The sequence below is a fragment of the Paenibacillus sp. UASWS1643 genome (genome assembly GCF_008693195.1).
Taxonomy (GTDB): domain Bacteria; phylum Bacillota; class Bacilli; order Paenibacillales; family Paenibacillaceae; genus Paenibacillus; species Paenibacillus amylolyticus_B.
On record NZ_VXKZ01000099.1, the window covers coordinates 14,677 to 33,781 of the forward strand.

Annotated in this window: 14 protein-coding genes; 11 read left to right on the forward strand and 3 right to left on the reverse strand. The window is 45.3% G+C overall.

Annotated elements, in window-relative coordinates; translation table 11 throughout:
• Positions 1-63 precede the first annotated feature (63 nt).
• The 3 genes from FE296_RS07120 to FE296_RS07130 are packed head-to-tail and all read left to right on the forward strand — an operon-like array spanning position 64 to position 4,022.
• A complete protein-coding gene (locus FE296_RS07120; RefSeq protein ID WP_150364586.1) occupies positions 64-1,023 on the forward strand; it encodes a cation diffusion facilitator family transporter in 960 nt (319 codons plus the stop codon).
• Positions 1,024-1,063: 40 nt separating this feature from the next.
• Positions 1,064-3,472 (forward strand): single-stranded-DNA-specific exonuclease RecJ, encoded by a 2,409-nt coding sequence (gene recJ / locus FE296_RS07125; protein ID WP_150364587.1) that lies wholly within the window; start codon positions 1,064-1,066, stop codon positions 3,470-3,472.
• Between the two features lie 37 nt (positions 3,473-3,509).
• The gene (locus FE296_RS07130) at positions 3,510-4,022 is read left to right on the forward strand and encodes an adenine phosphoribosyltransferase (RefSeq protein WP_150364588.1); all 513 of its coding nucleotides are present in this window, start codon (positions 3,510-3,512) and stop codon (positions 4,020-4,022) included.
• A 159-nt stretch (positions 4,023-4,181) separates the two neighbouring features.
• Here FE296_RS07130 and uraA read toward each other — a convergent pair whose 3' ends face one another.
• Entirely contained in the window at positions 4,182-5,498 is a 1,317-nt protein-coding gene (gene uraA / locus FE296_RS07135; RefSeq protein WP_124115602.1) for a uracil permease, read from the reverse strand.
• A 373-nt stretch (positions 5,499-5,871) separates the two neighbouring features.
• Here uraA and FE296_RS07140 point away from each other — a divergent pair, with 373 nt between their 5' ends.
• The 6 genes from FE296_RS07140 to FE296_RS07160 all read left to right on the forward strand — a co-directional run bounded on the left by FE296_RS07140 (position 5,872) and on the right by FE296_RS07160 (position 12,017).
• Positions 5,872-8,049 (forward strand): RelA/SpoT family protein, encoded by a 2,178-nt coding sequence (locus FE296_RS07140; RefSeq protein ID WP_150364589.1) that lies wholly within the window; start codon positions 5,872-5,874, stop codon positions 8,047-8,049.
• Between the two features lie 12 nt (positions 8,050-8,061).
• Positions 8,062-8,523: a D-aminoacyl-tRNA deacylase gene (dtd, locus tag FE296_RS07145; RefSeq protein WP_127551050.1), complete on the forward strand. Its 462-nt coding sequence runs from the start codon at positions 8,062-8,064 to the stop codon at positions 8,521-8,523.
• A 76-nt stretch (positions 8,524-8,599) separates the two neighbouring features.
• A complete protein-coding gene (locus FE296_RS32665) occupies positions 8,600-8,767 on the forward strand; it encodes a hypothetical protein (protein WP_017686784.1) in 168 nt (55 codons plus the stop codon).
• A gap of 266 nt (positions 8,768-9,033) precedes the next feature.
• Positions 9,034-9,540, forward strand: a complete 507-nt coding sequence (locus FE296_RS07150) for a type 1 glutamine amidotransferase domain-containing protein (protein ID WP_105601829.1) — start codon at positions 9,034-9,036, stop codon at positions 9,538-9,540.
• Positions 9,541-9,644: 104 nt separating this feature from the next.
• Positions 9,645-10,091 (forward strand): hypothetical protein, encoded by a 447-nt coding sequence (locus tag FE296_RS07155; RefSeq protein ID WP_091020461.1) that lies wholly within the window; start codon positions 9,645-9,647, stop codon positions 10,089-10,091.
• A 657-nt stretch (positions 10,092-10,748) separates the two neighbouring features.
• On the forward strand, positions 10,749-12,017 hold the full coding sequence (locus FE296_RS07160) for a tetratricopeptide repeat protein (RefSeq protein ID WP_150364590.1): 1,269 nt from the start codon (positions 10,749-10,751) through the stop codon (positions 12,015-12,017).
• A gap of 29 nt (positions 12,018-12,046) precedes the next feature.
• Here FE296_RS07160 and FE296_RS07165 read toward each other — a convergent pair whose 3' ends face one another.
• Entirely contained in the window at positions 12,047-13,846 is a 1,800-nt protein-coding gene (locus tag FE296_RS07165; RefSeq protein WP_190945069.1) for a helix-turn-helix transcriptional regulator, read from the reverse strand.
• Positions 13,847-13,956: 110 nt separating this feature from the next.
• On the reverse strand, positions 13,957-14,544 hold the full coding sequence (locus tag FE296_RS07170) for a sensor domain-containing protein (RefSeq protein ID WP_124115606.1): 588 nt from the start codon (positions 14,542-14,544) through the stop codon (positions 13,957-13,959).
• 202 nt (positions 14,545-14,746) lie between these two features.
• On the opposite strand from FE296_RS07170, the gene FE296_RS07175 reads away from it, so the two are divergent.
• Complete coding sequence (locus tag FE296_RS07175; RefSeq protein ID WP_150364591.1) at positions 14,747-16,738, forward strand: serine hydrolase domain-containing protein; 1,992 nt, start codon at positions 14,747-14,749, stop codon at positions 16,736-16,738.
• Between the two features lie 982 nt (positions 16,739-17,720).
• On the forward strand, positions 17,721-18,974 hold the full coding sequence (gene hisS, locus FE296_RS07180) for a histidine--tRNA ligase (protein ID WP_150364592.1): 1,254 nt from the start codon (positions 17,721-17,723) through the stop codon (positions 18,972-18,974).
• The last annotated feature ends 131 nt before the right edge of the window (positions 18,975-19,105 follow it).

The window sequence follows — 19,105 nt, forward strand, 5'->3', positions numbered from 1 at the left end:
GTGAAGCCGCGTCTGCCAGGCGCGGTTTTGCAACTTTATGTACAGAAATAAGGGGGAATATACATGACCAGAGAACATATCCCATCTGCTCAGGCTGCCACATGGAGTGGTATTGCTGGTAATATGGGACTTGCGGTAATCAAAGCGGGAGTCGGTTATATGGCAAATAGCAAATCATTGCTCGCTGACGGCTTGTATTCTGCTTCTGAAGCTGGTTCTGCCCTGGCAGGTCTCTTTCCCTCCAAGTCTGTACGTGATAAGAGCAAGGCTCACAGGGAACGGTTTAAAGAACATTCACGTGTTGCCAGACCCGGGATCTCAGTATTGTTATCTGTGCTGATCCTCATGGGTGGATTACAGCTTGCCATCTCCGCATTGGGTAGTCTCTCCGGAAGTGAACCGGAAGCACCTGGCAAGTCGGTACTTTTGGTGGCTGTTGCAGCTCTGGCTGTGAAAGAAGCGATTTTTCAATTTCAGTACAGATATTTTCGTAAACGAAACCAGTCTCAGGCGCTAGCCTATGCACAGCAACATCGTCGTGCGCTCTATTGCTCGCTCACCGTGTTAATCGGCATTATAGGATCGATGGCTGGTGAAGAGACGGGACTGAGCATGCTGCTCTACCTGGACCCTACGGCTGCGTTGATTGCTTCCTGTTTTGTGCTTCACAAGGGTTACCGAATGATTGTGGACACAGTATATGGTTCACTTGTTCAGGAACTGGAGCAGGAGGACGCATCAGATTTCAAAGAGACTGTACAGCGAGTATACGGCATCATTACCATTGAGCATTTGGTTGCTCGTGAACAGGAACATGACGTTACGATTGAGTTGGTCATTAGCGTGAATCCGAGAATCTCCATACTGGAAGCACAGGAAATTGCAAACAGGGCCAAGACACTACTACTAACCCGTTTCAGTCATGTGAAAGAGGTACAGATTCAAGCGGTACCTTATGATCCAGGCTATCCCTATAAATCCAATCATGAACTGCCCGATCACGAAGCGACATTAATTCAGTAGTGAAGCGCGGGTCCAGTAGATCAGGAAAGGAGCGTTATCATTGCTTTATTCGCAATACCGGTGGAATACACCGAATATCGATTTGGAGGCGGCTGCGGGACTCTCGCAGGCGCTTTCCGTTTCACCCCTTGTTGGACGTTTGCTTGTGAGCCGAGGAGTGCACAATGAAAAGGAGGCAGAGCGTTTTTTGCATCCGGATCTGAATCAGATGCATGATCCTTATCTGTTACTCGGCATGAATGAAGCTGTGCCACGAATCAAGCTGGCATTGGAGCGGGAAGAACATATTTTGATCTACGGGGATTATGACGCTGATGGTGTATCCAGCACATCGCTCATGATCCATTTGATGCGTCATCTTGGGGCTTCGTACGATATTTATATCCCTCATCGCTCGAATGAAGGGTATGGATTACACAACCATGCGTTGGATTGGGCGCATCAACAAGGCGTTTCATTGATTATTACCGTAGACACCGGAATCAGTGCTGTTGAACAGATTGCCTATGCGGCAACGCTGGGCATCGAAGTCATTGTAACAGATCACCACGAGCCGCCTGAAATTTTGCCCGAAGCCTTTACTCTTATTAATCCAAAACTTCCAGGCTGTCCGTACCCTTTTAAAGGTTTGGCAGGAGCGGGAGTAGCCTTGAAGCTCGCTCAGGCATTAATCGGGGAAGTGCCTGGTGAATGGATGGAGATCGCGGCCATCGGTACCGTGGCCGATCTGATGCCTTTGGAAGGGGAGAACCGGGTTATCGTCAGTTATGGAATAGAATCGATGCGTGGTTCTCGTCTTCCCGGTGTAAGTGCATTGCTGGAAATCAGTGGAGTGGACCAGAGTCAGGTGACTTCAATTAATATTGCCTTTGCTATGGCACCGCGTATTAATGCCAGTGGACGTTTGGATCATGCTGGAAGAGCGGTATCACTTCTCACCACCGAGAATCTGGATGAAGCCCACACGCTTGCGGGCCAGCTAGATCTATTGAATCGGGAGCGCCAACAAGTCGTAGAAGGCATATTACAAGAAGCAACGACACAGTTGGAACAAAAGATAGAGCTTCGTTCAGGATCTGTTCCAGATGTAATTGTATTGGCTGGTGAGGGCTGGAATGTTGGAGTAGTGGGTATTGTGGCTTCCAAATTGCTGGACCGCTATTACCGACCTACACTTATTCTCGGAATTGATCCAGAGAGTGGTGTCTGCAAAGGCTCTGCGCGCTCTATTGAGGGCTTGGATATCTATGAGGCACTCACAGTCAATAAACACACCATGGACCATTACGGGGGCCACCCGGCTGCAGCAGGTATGACTCTGCATCGGGATCAACTGGAAGAACTTGAGGCTGGCTTGAATGAGTTTGCCGCAACCGTGTTGACCGAAGCTGACTTTGTACCACAGCGTCTAGCAGATGATGAATGCAGAATCAGTGATGTTCCGCTGAAGGTGATCCAGGAGATTGACAGATTGCAGCCCTTCGGGATGAGCAATCCTTCGCCACGGTTTGTATTGAGAAGTGTGACTGTGAAGGAAACCAGAACGATGGGACGAGAGAAACGCCATCTGAAACTGGTTCTGGAGCAAGATGGTCAGCAACTGGAAACGGTGGCTTTTGGCAAGGGAGCGTTAGCGGAGTTCCTTCTCCCGGGTTCCGTTATTGATGTGATGGGAGAACTGTCCATCAATGAATGGAATGGGATGAGAAAACCTCAATTGATGCTTCAGGACATTCATGTTCCTCAGGTACAAGTGTTTGATATGCGTGGTCATGCCGAGCCATTGAATGCGATGAAACATTTCTTGAGCTCCCTTGAGGTGCATTTGCGATATAAATCTGGTTCTGTGGGTGCCATTGTTCGGAAAGAAACAGATGTTTCCGAGGGAAATTCATTGTATGAACCTTGCCTTTGGGTATATGATAGAAAGGTCGGGTTATTTCCGTGTAATGCTGCTGCACAGCATTATGGACAGGAACAAGTCCGGACGTTATTTGTGTTTGATACGCCGGAAACCCCGGAACAACTTGATGCCATGCTGGCTTTGTTCAGTGGAGCTGAGAATATCATCCTTCTGCACGGATCAGGCAACCGCCGAGATCGCCTTCAGATGCCTTCCAGAGATCTCTTTAAGCGTATTTATATGCAGGTGTTGAAATGGAAAGCTGAACCCGTGGAGGAACAAGAGATTACTCCTGTGCTCAGTCGTCAGTGTGGTTGTTCGCCGCGCATGATTACGATGATGTTGGATGTATTCGAAGAGTTATCCTTCATTACCCGTGATAACGGCAAAATTGCGTTTGTGGATAACCCGCCTAAGCGTGAACTAACCGCTTCACGTCACTATCAGGCGCTCGAAAACATGGCCGAGATAGAACAGGTGATGCTGGATGCAGCCACACCGCAACTGACACAATGGATGATATCCCGGATGAAGGGCGTATCTTAGATGGAAGTTTGTGTATTTATTTTAGGAGGAGATTATTTTGGATTTTAAAGATTATATTCGTGTCATTCCTGACTTTCCACAACCGGGAATCAGCTTTAAGGACATTACAACATTGTTGAAGGATGGAGAAATGTACCGCAATGCGATCAATGAACTGAAAGTGATGGTTTCTGATCTCAAAATTGACGTCATTGCTGGACCTGAAGCACGTGGTTTCGTTGTGGGCGCCCCTCTGGCGTACGCTCTTGGTGTCGGTTTTGCTCCGATTCGCAAAAGTGGAAAACTGCCTGGAGAGACGATTGAAGTCGGTTATGATCTCGAGTATGGCAAGGATACACTTGCGATGCACACAGATGCGATTGAAAAAGGTCAAAATGTCCTGATCGCTGATGATCTGCTCGCAACGGGTGGAACGATTGCAACTTCCATCAACTTGATTGAACAATTGGGTGGGATAGTTGTCGGTGCTGCCTTCTTGATCGAGCTGTCTGATCTGAATGGTCGTGCTAAATTGCCTGAAATCGATGTATTCACATTGATGAACTATTAAGCTGCAATCTCCACATGTACCGCTGTGATGAAACATGAATTGCTTTTCCGTTTCCCGGGAAATAATATACAGCATTAATGATTATAAAAAAGCCTGTTCTATCCAACCGTTGAGGTTGGATAGAACAGGCTTTTTTGATTTATATACGATACGGTGAAATTAATCAGGCGTTTTTTCAGTGATAGGCTGTTTCTGCGAATCGTCATTCAACCAACCCATTACTTCAAACAGTTTGAACAACAAGCTCATCAGGATTCCGACGATGGTTGCCAGTGCCATCCCTTTTAGATGAACGCCGTAGAAGACAACCTCAGTACCACTCAGTCCAATGACCAGTACAAGTGTGGTAAGCAGCAGATTGGTTGGCTTGGCAAAGTCGACTTTCTGTTCAACCAGAATACGCAGACCGGATGCTGCAATAACTCCGAACAGAAGCAGGGATACTCCACCCATAACAGGCACAGGAATGTTAGCTACAAGCGCCGAGAATGTTCCTGAGAAGGAGAGTACGATTGCAATGACTGCTGCGCCACCAATGACATATGTGGAGTATACACGAGTCAGTGCCATAACACCGATGTTCTCACCATAGGTTGTATTAGGAGTAGATCCTACAAACCCGGACAAAATGGTGGAGACCCCATTACCAAGCAGGGAACGATGAAGCCCAGGGTCTTTCGAAAGATCTTTGCCTACAATGCTGCTCGTTACAAGTAAATGTCCAATATGTTCTACGATAACGACAAGCGCTACAGGTAAAATGGTGAAAATAACGGACCAGTCAAAAGTAGGTGTGGTTACGGTAGGCAGTGAGATTAAATCTGCGTTTCCAATAGCTTGTTTATCAACCAGACCCATAGAATAGCCAAGGATATAACCAACTACGATACCGATTAGAATATGAATGATTTTGGGGAATCCACGGAACGTTACGGCTCCAATGACGGTGATACCAAGCGTGGCCATGGATAAAATAATGGGTTTGGCCTGAGGCACCCAGTTCGGGTTAGCAACAGGATCAGAGTTAATCAATCCTGCCATACCAGCTGCAACAGGTACAAGCTCCAGACCGATCAGAGCAACGATGGCACCCATAACTGCTGGTGGGAATACAACGTTGATCCATCCTGTCCCGGCATATTTAATAATTAAAGCCACCAGGCAGAAAACAAGTCCAGTTATAATAAAAGCTCCAAGTGCCATGGAATAACCGTTCTCTGGATGTGTTTTCAATACCGAAGTGACAGGAGCAATAAAGGCAAAACTGGAACCAAGATATGCTGGGATCTTTCCTTTACACATGAGTATGTACAACAGTGTTCCAATCCCATTCATCAGCAGGATCATACTTGGATCAACACCGAACAGGTTTGGTACAAGCACCGTACTGCCAAACATGGCGAACAAATGCTGAAGGCTAAGCAGTGAACCTGAGCCAAGTGGCATCTTTTGATTAACCTGAATTTCGCGTTGCAATGAATTTCATCTCCTTTTTCGAAACACAAACTTTCAATAGATTACAGAGTTTCTCTTAATTAAGCAATAACATTTTTGACGTAGCAGAGCGATGGAATTTATAATTTCATGAATTTTCCTTCTATTTCAGCAAATAACGGCAATAATACATAAGAAATAAGAAACACATCCAATCCCCTGTGAGTCATAGGGAAATGGGTTAGAAGTAATTCAGATCACCAATATAAAAATTGGATAAGCGCTCTTATTCGTCAGCAGTTGACGGGAAACGGGCGAAGCGTCATAATTATAGGAAATTACTTTTACGGGGAACCTGTGTTGCAGCACTGTCACGGGTTCCATTTGGTATAGAAAGGACACGGAACAGATCAGAATGGGCATAGAGCAATTACTCGAGAAGGCCGGGGCATATATCAAAGAACCCGATCTGGTGCGCATACGAGAAGCTTACGAATTTGCTGATCAGGCCCACCATGGACAGACGCGAAAATCGGGAGAACCGTATATTCTGCATCCGCTTGCGGTTGCCGACATTGTTGTGAACATGCAGATGGACACCATCTCCATAATAGCAGCGCTTCTTCATGATGTAGTAGAGGATACTACGGTCTCACTTGAAGAGATCCGCAATCATTTCGGCAATACGTGTGCCATGCTTGTTGACGGCTTGACGAAGCTGGAACGTATTCAGTTCCGCTCCAAGGAAGAACAGCAGAACGAGAACTACCGCAAAATGTTCATCGCCATGGCGCAGGACATCCGTGTCATCGTGATCAAATTAGCTGACCGTCTGCATAATATGCGGACACTCAAGTTTCAGTCGGAAGAAAGCCAGCGCCGAATTTCATATGAGACGCTGGAAATTTTCTGTCCGATTGCGAACCGTCTGGGTATCTCTGCGATCAAATGGGAAATGGAGGACATCGCCCTCCGTTATTTGAATCCGCAGCAATATTACCGTATTGCAAACCTGATGCACAAAAAGCGTGCCGAACGTGAGCAATATATTGATACGGTTATGGACGGAATTACGAACAAACTCGATGAGATGGGCATTCAGGCAGACCTTTCGGGCCGCCCGAAACATATCTACAGCGTGTTCAAGAAAATGACCACCAAAAACAAGCAGTTTAACGAAATTTATGATCTGCTTGCCATTCGTATTATTGTGGATAATATCAAGGATTGTTATGCTACCCTGGGAATTATACACACGCTATGGAAACCGATGCCTGGACGCTTCAAAGACTACATTGCGATGCCGAAGGCGAACATGTATCAATCGCTGCATACAACGGTAGTTGGTCCCAATGGCGAACCAACGGAAGTACAGATTCGGACATGGGATATGCACCGGACTGCTGAATTTGGTATTGCTGCTCACTGGGCATATAAGGAAGGCGCAGCAGCAGGTCCGCAATTCGAAGATAAGATTACGTTCTTCCGTGAAATTCTTGAACTTCAAAACGAAGCACAGGATGCTTCAGAATTCGTAGAGTCACTCAAAATGGATTTCTTCTCGGATCTGGTATTTGTATTTACACCAAAAGGAGAAGTCATCGAATTGCCGATCGGCTCTGTTCCTTTGGATTTTGCTTATCGAATTCATACGGAGGTTGGTAATCGGACCATTGGTGCCAAAGTAAACGGTCGGATTGTTCCGCTTGATTATCATCTGAAGACAGGTGATATCATCGAAATATTGACGTCCAAACACTCTTACGGACCGAGCCAGGACTGGATGAAAATTGCGAAATCTTCTCATGCACGAGCGAAGATCAAGCAATGGTTCAAGAAGGAACGCCGTGAAGAAAACGTTGAAAAAGGTCGGGAGAGCTGTGAGCGTGAACTGAAACGCATGGGGCTTGATCCTTCTGCGTGGATGACGGATGACAAGTTGATGGAAGCTGCCAAAAAATATGCGTTTAATGATATTGAGGACATGCTTGCGGCTGTTGGATTCGGTGGGATTACTGCTGCACAGATTGTAACCAAAGCAACCGAAAAACTGCGTAAAGAGCAGGAAGAATCCAGTTTGCTGGAATTAAATTCCGAGATGCGCGAGCTGAAACCTGCGCCTGAGCGCAGAAATCGACCAACCAACGGTATTCGTGTCAAAGGCATCGATAATCTGCTTGTTCGATTCGCACGATGCTGTAATCCTGTACCTGGAGATGACATTATCGGATACGTTACACGCGGACGCGGCGTTTCCGTGCACCGTAGTGACTGTCCGAATATTCCTACAAGTGCAGACGGTGAAGAAGCAGCACGTGTTATAGAGGTCGAGTGGGAAGAGAATATCGAAGCAAGTTACAGTGTGGATATTGAGATTACAGGCCATGATCGGAATGGCTTGCTCAATGAGGTGCTTCAGGCTGTATCTGAAAGTAAAACCAATATATCTGCCGTTACAGGACGGACAGATAAAAATAAATTAGCATTGGTGCACGTCACAATTCTGATTCGTAATACGGATCATCTGCAATCCGTTGTAGAACGGATCAAACGTGTGAAAGATGTCTATTCAGTGCATCGGATTATGCAGTAAGGAGCCTGTAAGATGAGGGTGCTTGTACAACGCTGTAAAGAGGCTCAGGTGACTGTGGGAGACGAGCTGACAGGTAAGATCGAATCCGGATTAATGCTGCTCGTAGGCATTACCCATGAGGACACCGAGAAGGATGCCCAGTATCTGGCTGACAAAGTTAGTGGGTTGCGGATATTTGAGGATGATCAGGAGAAGATGAATCTCAGCCTGCTTGATGTAGGCGGTGCTGTATTGTCTGTTTCCCAGTTTACCCTGTACGGAGATTGTCGCAAAGGAAAGCGCCCGAGCTTTGCGGCTGCGGCCCGACCTGAAGCGGCAGAACTGTTATATGAAACGTTTAATCAACTGCTACGGGATAAAGGTATTCAGGTGGAAACCGGGCGTTTCGGAGCGATGATGGATGTAACATTTACCAACTGGGGACCCGTGACTTTGATGCTTGAAAGTCCGGTTCGTCAGGAACCACGTGCATAATTTCATAGGGTTCAGGCCATAATGAGGGATAATTCGTTGATGACTATTTCATGATCAAAGGAGCATCCATCCAATTATGCGCCAATCTGCGAAAGAAACACGTACCCGTTCAGAACCTCTGTTACTCCCTGGCAACCTGTATGAATCATTGCACCTTGCCCGTTCGGCTGCTGAGTATGTTGCAACGATCTGGGCACTTCAGGATTCGGACAAAGGGAAGCAAAGTCATCTTCCGCGATCTTGAATGTTTACACAGGTATATAATTATTCGATATTTGGATTATACAGATTCTGAAAAAGTCCTGATTCCTTACCGAATCAGGACTTTTTGTCATGAGATGATCTTTTTAAGTGTTCGTTTGATGACTTCGTTACAAAATGAAATTACATTGAATTGTTATAAATTGCTCTGGTGAGGGTAATAACAAAACGAGGCACAACGAAGTGCCAATGTACTGCAAGACCCGATTTTATAAAGAAAGTTCGAACACGGAAAGGAGAACATACATTATGAGTAAAGTTGCTTTTTTATTGGCGAATGACTTTGAAGATTCGGAGATGCAGGTCCCGTATGACGAAGTAAAGAAAGCTGGACATGAAGTGGAGATTATCGGATTAAAAGCCGGTGAGACCCTTAAAGGTAAAGGAGGAAAGGCCTCCTATACGACAGATAAGGCGATTGGTGATGCATCCGCTTCAGATTATGATGCAGTTGTGATTCCTGGTGGATCATCCCCTGAGAATTTGCGAACTGATGCGCACATCTTGAAGTTTGTCACTGAGATCAACAGTGCGAAGAAACCAATTGCTGCGATCTGTCATGGTCCGCAAATTTTGGCTAGTGCCGGTCTGTTGAAAGGCCGCACCATTACATCCTATCCACCACTTAAGGATGACATGGTAAACGCAGGAGCAGAGTTCAAGGATCATGAGGCAGTTGTGGATGGAAACTATATTACATCCCGTACGCCTGAAGATGAGCCAGCGTTTGTACGTGAACTGCTAAAAGTTATATAACTACAGCTAGTGCAACTGACATATATTGATGTATCTTAACTACGTTACATCGTGGGGTTACGAAACTTCACGTTGCATTTCATTTCGAAAAAGGAGGGTTTGACATGACAAAACATATTCAGGCGTATTTTCGAACCGAAGACGAGGCGGAGGGAGCAAGAACTTCACTTCAGACGTTCCGTACAGAGCATTTGGAAGTAGGTCAACTCGATAGTGCGATAGGTAGAGACACGCGTGTTATGGTACCACTGGTGCCATATAATACAGCAGGTGGCGTAGGTACCAACGGAGCAATGGGTGTAGGTGCAGCCCCTGGTGTTCCAGCCAGCGAAAATGTGATCCCTGTGGTAGCCAATGTGGACCGTGATGCAGAACGGGATACTCGTGACAGAGTGAATGAGGATGGAGACCTGCTGCAAGCGGCGGATGTGTCTTCGGCCGATTATGATGATCTGCACTATGTTCTGTCTGCCAAAGTAAGGGATGAGGATTATGACGAAATTGTTCATAAGCTTCGTTCCAACCATGCCTATGTGGAAGATTTGAATTAACGTGTAGATACCTCTTTGCCCTTGCACTGCTTGACTACAGAGTCGAGTAATGTGCAAGGGCTTTTAATTATAAATATTCTAAAAAAATTAGAATATAAAGCGCTATCATTTTTGTAATATTACTGTAATATTAGTTACATAAGCCTTTAACATAGTGGGCTTATAATAACACACATGACCCCCTTTTTTTATATATCTTTTGAGCCTGCACACCGTGTGCAGGCTATTTTTTTGGATGAAAATGTATATGTTTTGTGTAAAGCTTACCCCTTTATATAAATATGCTAGAATAGAGGAATGGATTCGAATATATTAAAGCCAGTTGTTTCATAGTTAAGCTTCATTGGATGGTACATCAAGCATTTAACGTTTGGGCTCAGGCGAATGCAAATCAACGACAGTGTGCATGAGGAACACAACGCCAGAGAAATCCGTCTTATTCCACAGGAACAGTATAAAAGGAGTTTCAGGTCAGTCTTTATTCCTTCTAATACTCGCAGAAACGCCCCCCGTCCTTATACAAGGGCGGGGTACCCGTTCTGCTCGCTGGAAATTGTAAGTTATATAGAATGCCTGGTACGAGAAATGGCACCTAAATGTTAATGCAACTGTGTTCTCATACAACTGGCTAGTGACAGATTTAAGGGGGAATTAGTTTTGAGTAAGGTTGGAAGAAATGAGTCATGCCCATGCGGAAGTGGGAAAAAATATAAGAAATGTTGTCTGAATAAGGAGTCCTCACCCGCAGAATCTATACTGCGCCTGATATCAACGGAGCAGCCTGTCCAAGAAGTTACAGTTCAGCCTGAGCGCAAGCTGACTCTGACCAAACTGAATAGGATGGTAACGCAAGAACTGAAATGGGAACATCAGGCTCACGAACAGCTGGCCCTGGAGCTGATTGAGAACATGCGGAACCAATACGAGGGAGAGCTCATTTTGGAAGCTCTGATGTTATGGAACGGTTATTCACGCCAGACCCGCCCCACTGTGAAGAAGACAGGCTCCTTCTGTGCTGCAATTGAGTATTTGCTGTCCGAGGAGTACGGCTTCAATGTCTCAAAAGCTGAAATGGCCAGTAAATATGAGGTAACGACAGGTACGATCTCCCGGAAGGTCAATGAGATGTTCAGTTACATTGAAGAATACGGAATGGGCGGCGAAACGGACGAGCTAATGGTGCTGAACGGTCCAGGCACACCGAAGGACAAAGCGGAGGCTCTGCTACATAAGGCGAGGGAAGCCAGTTCTGCCAAACGCAGAGTACAACTGGCGAAAACGGTGCTGGAGGTGTATCCCGACATCTCGGATGCATATCTTATTCTGGCTGAGGAATCGGACAATGAGTCAGATGCACGGGCGTACCTCAAGGCTGGAATCGCTGCTGGTGAACGCGAACTGGGTGAGCAGTTTTTTGAGAAGAACAAAGGAGACTTCTGGGGGCTTCAAGAGACTCGCCCATATATCCGGATATGCAAAAGCTACGCGGAATCTTGCTGGTTTGGTGGAAATACCCAAGAAGCGGCACAAACCCTGGAGCATATGCTGGAACTTAATACGGAAGACAATACCGGAGCACGTTACCTGCTCGCTGCTGTGTATTTGTACAGCAACCAATTGGAGCAGGCAGAACAATTGATGACTAAGTATGGAAAAGGTGGCGCATCAACTGCCTTTGCCTATGACCAGATCATTCTGGAGTATAAGAAGAATGGGATCACCTCCCAGCTCGACAAGCTGTACAGTGTGGCTCGGGGGATGAACAAGCATGTGCCGGATTACCTGCTGGGTTTGCAACGGCTGCCGCATAACCTCCCTGACTTTGTTGGAATGGGCGACTCCAACGAAGCGATTGAATATGTCATTATGCACTCCCGTCTATGGGCGAGCATGCCTGATCTGCTGAAGTGGATGCTGAAACAATAGAGATATAAGAAGGCAATAGAAGTTGGAATTCATTCGAGGAATCCAGCTTCTATTGCCTTTTGTACAGCTTCTTCCCGGTTACGAACGCCCAATTTCATATAGACAGTGGAGGCATAATTCCTCACTGTGCCATCAGATAAATATAATTTGGCGGCAATGGTTTTATAGCGTAGACCTTTGCAAACAAGCTGTAATATTTCCATTTCCCTTGAAGTCAGGCCGAAGTTCTCCGTTTTTTTTGGTTTCAATACTCCGGTTCCAGTGTTGTCCATTTCGAGCTTCTCAAACAATTTATGCGACATCTCTTGATCAATCAGTGTACCCCCGCGATAGACAAGACGAATCGTTTCAGCAAGTTCACGGGGTTCAATAGATTTCAATAAGTAGCCATCTGCTCCACTTCGCAGAACTTCTAGGGCCTGTTCAGTATCCTGAAACGTGGTTAGAATTAGAATTCGAATGTGCGGCCATTTTTGTTTAATGATTTTGGTAGCTGAAATTCCATCCATATTGGGCATGTCCAAATCCAAGAGTATCACCTGGGGCTGATCCTGCTCACAGCTTTCAATGGCTTGTAAGCCATCCTCAGACAATCCGACCACGTTCAGATCCTTGTGCCCCTCCAGAATGGTCCGTAGGCTTTCCCGAATGAAGGCTTGGTCATCCACGATCAGTAAGCGAATAATCTCATCCGATAATTCCACTTGTCTTGGCAATGTGCAAGTCACGAGCGTTCCTTCCCCAGGCTCGGAATAAACGGACACTTGCCCTTGTAGATTCATGGCGCGTTCTTTCATCGCGTTCAAGCCAAAGCCATCCTGCCATTCTTCCATTCCTTTACCATTGTCCTGTATTTCCAGTCTAGCTTGACGCTGCTCAAATTTTAGCGTAGCGGTGATTTCCGTGGACTCCCCATGTCGTACGGCGTTAGTTAACGATTCCTGCAAACAACGATAGAAGACCATCTTGGCCATTTTGGGTAATGGGTATTCTTCTCCAAAAGATCGGAAATGAACGTTTACTTTTGTTTGTGCTTGAAAATCTTCAACTAATTGCTGCAATGATTGAAGCATCGGCTGGATCTCCTGCGGGGACTCTACCTGATGCAAGTATCCTCTAATTTCTTTTAGACTTCTGCGGGCTAGATTCAACAAAGAACTGACATTCTGTTTCCCTGCCTCTGTAGAAAGTTCAGGACGCAATGTTTCTAACCCCATGATGATAGAAGTATAGGAATGTCCGACAGTATCGTGGAGATCCTTGGACAGCCGGTCACGTTCTTCGGCTAGCGTGATACGTTCAATTTGGGAAAAATACTGTTGTAGAACCGTATTCTGTTCCCGGATGAGTTCACTCTGTCGATGATTGACCACCAGCAAATGAAAGGCAAACCCAATGGCATAAGCGAGTCCGATATGGATCATCATGACCCAATAATTGCTCTGATTGGATAATACATTAATCAAAATCGGCAAGAGCAGGATTGTTACGGGCCCTGTCCAACGATAGGATTTATGAGCGCTATTCACCGCAATCAGAAAAGCATAGGTCAGAAACGCGAGATAAGCTTCCGGAAAAAAATATGTTAAATACAAGCATAGTCCGCCCGAAAAAATAATTTCTGTAAGCAGATAATATTTATAGCTGAGCTGTAAACAAAGCCAGGGAACGGAAAAAGCGAAAATCTGCCAAACAATCAAAGCCCAAAGCGGCAGGGAGATCTGAGCATGAAACTGTACGGTTGTGAACATGAGAGAAATACTTAAAATAAGCCGAAATATGAACATGATCCAGTCATACCAGAACCACTGTTTTACCGTTTCAAACAAGTTACTCTCTCCTTACTAAAGTCTTCTATATCTTTTTACTTACAATTATGAATCGATTAAACGATAATTTCTCAAGTACGTTTTGACAAGTGTAAATTGTAACACAGAAACTATCGGTTTAACCTTTTTGTCATTTGACGCGTATAGCCGCCAATTAGACGAACCAGAACGTTTAATAGCCCAGAACTAATAAAAGCAAAAACAACTCCCATAGCCATAATAAGAAGTGATTTCATGAAGGTATCTATCTGTATCCCGAAAAGATGGATATCAAAGATAGGAAAAAACAGCGGAGTTAGCACTAACAAAAGAGGCATTACGCAGAGCAAAGAAGCACATAGGAGACATAGAAGACCAATCCATAACTTCAACATCAACCAACAGATCGCGACCCAGTTACGTGTATCCATAAGTTCCTCTTTAGCTTGCGCCCATAAAGGTTGGTCTGTTCTTATACTCCGTTCGTAAGGCTGAGTGGTGATATCGGTATAAATCTTCGTTTGTATACGTTCGAATTGCACGAAGGTTAGCGTGGTTCGCAATACTTGTGTGAGCAGGGGAATGCCTGCGACTGTAAAAGAAAGGCCTATGCCTAATGTCAGAGTAACCAAGTAAAAGCAAAAGTAAAATAATCCTGTAGCAAAAGTGAGCAGTAAGAAGTACCCATTTTGGAAAAAGCAACGGATCGTTTTATTCATGAATGTTCCATCGTCCCTTCAATGTAATAGACGTATCATACCGATTCTCGTGTCACTTCATCCAGTGTGAAAATGTCATGTGACATGATTAGAGAACCCAGAGAAGATGGTGACGAAATGCAACTTGTTCGTATGACAGGAAATTTGCAATACTCGGGTAGGCCTAGTGGTCATAGGCAAATATGATAAAGGGAGAGGAACCATGAAAAAAGCAATTCGCAATGCCAGTCTTGCAGTTCTACTATTATCTGCAAGTATCGTAACAGCATGTACAGCTGCTAATGGTGTAGCTGCATCAAATCAGAAATCAATAGAGAAAGTCAGCTTGGAAGGGCCAAAAGATTCAAAGGAAGTAGAGGCGTTCGCTAACGCTGTATTTGCGGATAAGATGAAGGAATTCAATACCGTGGGCTCCAATTTTGTAGTCGTTAAGGACGGGAAAGTGCTTTTAAGTAAAGGGTACGGTTATGCAGATAGAGAAAAGAAGATACCCGTTGATAAAGATACTGTTTTCCAAATTGGATCTGTTACCAAGTCTTTTACAGCATTGGCGGCTATGCAGCTTGTCGATCAAGGGAAAATTGATCTTAAGCATGACATCCAAGAATATCTCGGTGGAATGAAGGTACCAAACAAAACCGGAAAACCGCTGACGATGTTTGATCTGCTTACCTATACGAGCGGGGTTGACTTGCCGGATATCGTCACTGATTATTCGGTGGAGTATTTGAATAAGGACATTTCAATGAAGGGGTATCTCCATAAGAATATGCCTACTGTGGTAAGACCTCCGGGAGAAGTTTATACGTATGACAATTTTGGCTTTATGTTGGCGGGATATGCAGTAGAGAACGTGAGCGGCATGCCTTATTCTCAATATATGGAGAAAAATATATTCAAACCATTAGGAATGGACAAGACCAGTGTTAGATTAACTCCTGAGGTACTATCCAATATGGCTGCACACTATGGACCGAGCGGTGAGCTTCAGCCGACAATGGGAACTGCGCCTTCCGTGAAGCCTGAGGGAAGTATGACTTCAACAGGTGAAGACATGGCTAAGTACTTGATTATGCATTTAAACAAAGGAGAATTTGAAGGCAAGGAAATCGTCAGCAAACAAAGCGTAGATTTGATGCAAACCTATCAATTTTACGCTGATCCTACAATTCCTATCACAACCGTTGGATTCGAAGGGTATTTCAACAATGTCATGAACGGTCAGCATGTAATACTCAAGGGAGGAAATGTTCCGGGTCATTCCTCGTTAATTGCCATCTTGCCAGAGAAGAATACTGCCTTTTACTTGTCTTATAATAACGATTCAATGATGAGTTTAGGTGTGTACGAGGCATTTATGAATCACTATTTTCCTAAGACTGTAAAAACACAGCCATCCACCTATTCAAAAATAAGCAAACAAACCGCCCAAGCTTACGTTGGATTATACAGAAACACGCGTTTATATGGAGTAAGGACTAAAATTTCTTATGCGGATGGGAATTTGTTGATGGAAACGGGGACTACCGGCAAACATACGCTGAGAATGGTTCATCCGCTTCTATTTGAAGATGAAGCCGGTAATAAAATGGCATTCAAGAAAGATAAATCCGGTGATATCACCTATTTCTATTATACGAATCCCCAAGGAATGGATTTCGTTGCGCATGCCCAAAAAGTAAAGATGAAAACAGGATTCTCCGATGTGCCCAATGGCAGTGTATATAAATCGTATATTGATAATCTAAACAGCTTAGACATTATGGGAGCCAAATCAGGTAATCGCTTTGATCCTAAAGGAAAGATGACACAGGGAGAATTTGCGGACGTATTGCTGCGCGCCCATGGCATGCATACGTTTCCGGATGAATTCCGTGAAAATAAGAAACGGATGATAGCCGGAATCCCCCATTATCAACCAAAGTCCTTGATTACAAGACAAATGGCGGCAGTTATGATTCAAAATCTGAAGCATGCAGCGCCTGGAACGAATGTTAAACTGATCGGCAAAACAGATTCATGGGCGGTTGATGCTATCGCTGCGCTTGTTTCTCAAGGCATTGTAGACCCGGATACGAAGATTAATTCGAACCAGACTGTTGATTTCCGGTCCACACAAACGTTGATTCGCCAAGAAGCTAGCGCCCTGCTTGATAAAGCTTTTGATTACTACACCTTACCGATCAAACCCTGAATTTAATCGTATTAAAAGTGAGGCGCTGGATGGAACAACCCTCACTTTTTATGCACCAAGGAGCGGTATCAGAGTGGCCGGCAGGGAGAAGTCTTCCCCCTGCCCCCTGTTATGGGTACGGCCACTTGCAGCACCTAATGCTCGCTGGCACCTTTCATCTTAGGAAATACTTTGGCCCATTTTTGCGTGCGCAGGCGGCCGCCCGTTTGGCATTTATCAGTTGTTGAGCTTTGGCCCATTCTTTTTTCGTCAGTGTGATTAAATTTTTTGTGCTATCTTTTCATGTTAACCCTTGACTTTAGCACTGCGGTTCATTACAATCAGAAAATAATACGTTGACTGTAGTCAATACAAGTCGTTTTTTGAACTATATTACTGATTTGATGACGGGACCAAGTACTCCGTGCCCACATGACCAGAGAGGAATCCCCAGGCTGTAAGGATTCTCTTGATGAGCGGACGAATGACTTCCCCGAGAACAGACGGCGAACATAACAGACATGATCTGTTGACCAGTAGCCGGCCTGCGCAGGACGTGCGTTACACGTAGAGCGGAATATCTGCTTGATCAGGATGCACTAGGCAATCCTGAATCACCAGAGATCACCTGAACGGCTATAGTGTCAGGTTTCCGAAATGTGGGTGGTACCACGGGTGAATGTATATTACACAATCTCTCGTCCCTTTGTTTGCTGTATACACAGCGACAGGGCGAGGGATTTTTTTGTTATATAAGTTGATTTTAACACCTATACCATAACGGAGATTGTAGAACCAATCTGTAGAAGCGAAGCGTTCGCCTGAAAGCTTTCTGATAGAAAGCTGCATCGGAAGCATATGCTATCCCCGGATTTTCACATAGAAAACTAAATCAAAGAATCTGGGGATAACAGCGATCGAAAGATGGTACTACAGTCGGAGTGACCAGGTGTAACATTTTTGGATTAACTGTAGAGAAAAAATCAATGCTGGAGGGATCAAGATGGCTTTTCAAAAACCGACTGGAACGCAGGACTTACTGCCTGGAGTTGTCGAGAAATGGCAGTACGTAGAAGAAAAAGCACGAGATCTGTGTCGACGGTTTAATTACCGCGAGATTCGTACACCGATCTTCGAACAGACTTCTTTATTTGTACGCGGTGTAGGAGAGACTACCGATATCGTTGAAAAAGAAATGTATACCTTTGATGACAAAGGCAATCGCAGCATGACTCTTCGTCCGGAGGGAACAGCGGGTGTTGTCCGTGCGTATGTAGAAAATAAAATCTACGGCGAACCGGATGTGAGCAAGCTCTATTACATCGGTCCAATGTTCAGGTATGAGCGTCCGCAGGCAGGCCGTCAGCGTCAGTTCCACCAGTTTGGTGTAGAAGCCATCGGTGCGCTGGACCCGGCGATTGATGCCGAAGTCATCGCACTGGGCTACCAGTTGTGTGTAGAGCTCGGTTTGAAGGATGTTAAAGTGGAGATCAACTCCGTTGGTAATTCGACCAGCCGTGCAGAATACCGTGAGACGTTACTTGGGTTCCTCAGACCGATGAAAGACAGCCTGTGCAAGGATTGTCAGTCCCGCATGGAGCGTAATCCGCTGCGTGTACTCGACTGCAAAGTCGATCAGGACAAATTCGTAGGGGCACCGTCCATACTGGATAGCCTGGATGAAGAGTCTTTGAATCACTTTGCCAAGCTGCAGGCATACCTGGATGATTTCGAAGTGGATTATGCTGTGAACAATCGTCTGGTACGGGGCTTGGATTATTACACCCTGACTGCGTTTGAATTAAAAGCCCAAGGTATTGGAGCGATTGATACCGTTGGTGGCGGTGGTCGATACAATGGACTGGTTGGAGATATCGGTGGACCTGATCAGCCGGGCATCGGCTTCGGTATTGGTCTGGAACGTATTCAACTGATTCTGGAGCACCAAAATATTGAGGTTACTACGCTCGCTCCACTGGATGTGTACTTTGTTGCTCTGGGAGAGGCTGCTGATCGTGAAGTGAACCGTCTGTTGTTCAAACTTCGTCAGTCTGGACTGTCTGGTGAACGTGATTATCTGGGCCGCAAGATGAAAGCGCAGATGAAATCAGCTGACCGTTTCAAATCCCGCTATACCGCCATCCTTGGTGATGACGAGCTAGAGCGTGGTGAGATCGCCCTCAAGTCGATGGATACGGGTGAGCAACAAACCGTGAAGCTTGATGATCTGGTAGCGGCAATTCGCGAAGGTAAATAAGCTCGAAGTGTGACATGAAGATTTAAACTTTCGAGTAACACAATTGATCCGGCAAAATTACTGAGGTTCACCGACGATTCCAACGAATTGGAAGTTGGCGAGCCAGAGGTAACATGCCTTTTCGAATACAT

What these genes read in the sequence shown, in the direction of transcription:
- FE296_RS07170 (WP_124115606.1), bottom strand. Translation starts at nt 14,544, where the DNA reads ATGAATAAAACGATCCGTTGCTTTTTCCAAAATGGGTACTTCTTACTG.
- FE296_RS07175 (WP_150364591.1), top strand. Translation starts at nt 14,747, where the DNA reads ATGAAAAAAGCAATTCGCAATGCCAGTCTTGCAGTTCTACTATTATCT.
- FE296_RS07140 (WP_150364589.1), top strand. Translation starts at nt 5,872, where the DNA reads ATGGGCATAGAGCAATTACTCGAGAAGGCCGGGGCATATATCAAAGAA.
- dtd (WP_127551050.1), top strand. Translation starts at nt 8,062, where the DNA reads ATGAGGGTGCTTGTACAACGCTGTAAAGAGGCTCAGGTGACTGTGGGA.
- FE296_RS07155 (WP_091020461.1), top strand. Translation starts at nt 9,645, where the DNA reads ATGACAAAACATATTCAGGCGTATTTTCGAACCGAAGACGAGGCGGAG.
- hisS (WP_150364592.1), top strand. Translation starts at nt 17,721, where the DNA reads ATGGCTTTTCAAAAACCGACTGGAACGCAGGACTTACTGCCTGGAGTT.
- FE296_RS32665 (WP_017686784.1), top strand. Translation starts at nt 8,600, where the DNA reads ATGCGCCAATCTGCGAAAGAAACACGTACCCGTTCAGAACCTCTGTTA.
- FE296_RS07120 (WP_150364586.1), top strand. Translation starts at nt 64, where the DNA reads ATGACCAGAGAACATATCCCATCTGCTCAGGCTGCCACATGGAGTGGT.
- FE296_RS07150 (WP_105601829.1), top strand. Translation starts at nt 9,034, where the DNA reads ATGAGTAAAGTTGCTTTTTTATTGGCGAATGACTTTGAAGATTCGGAG.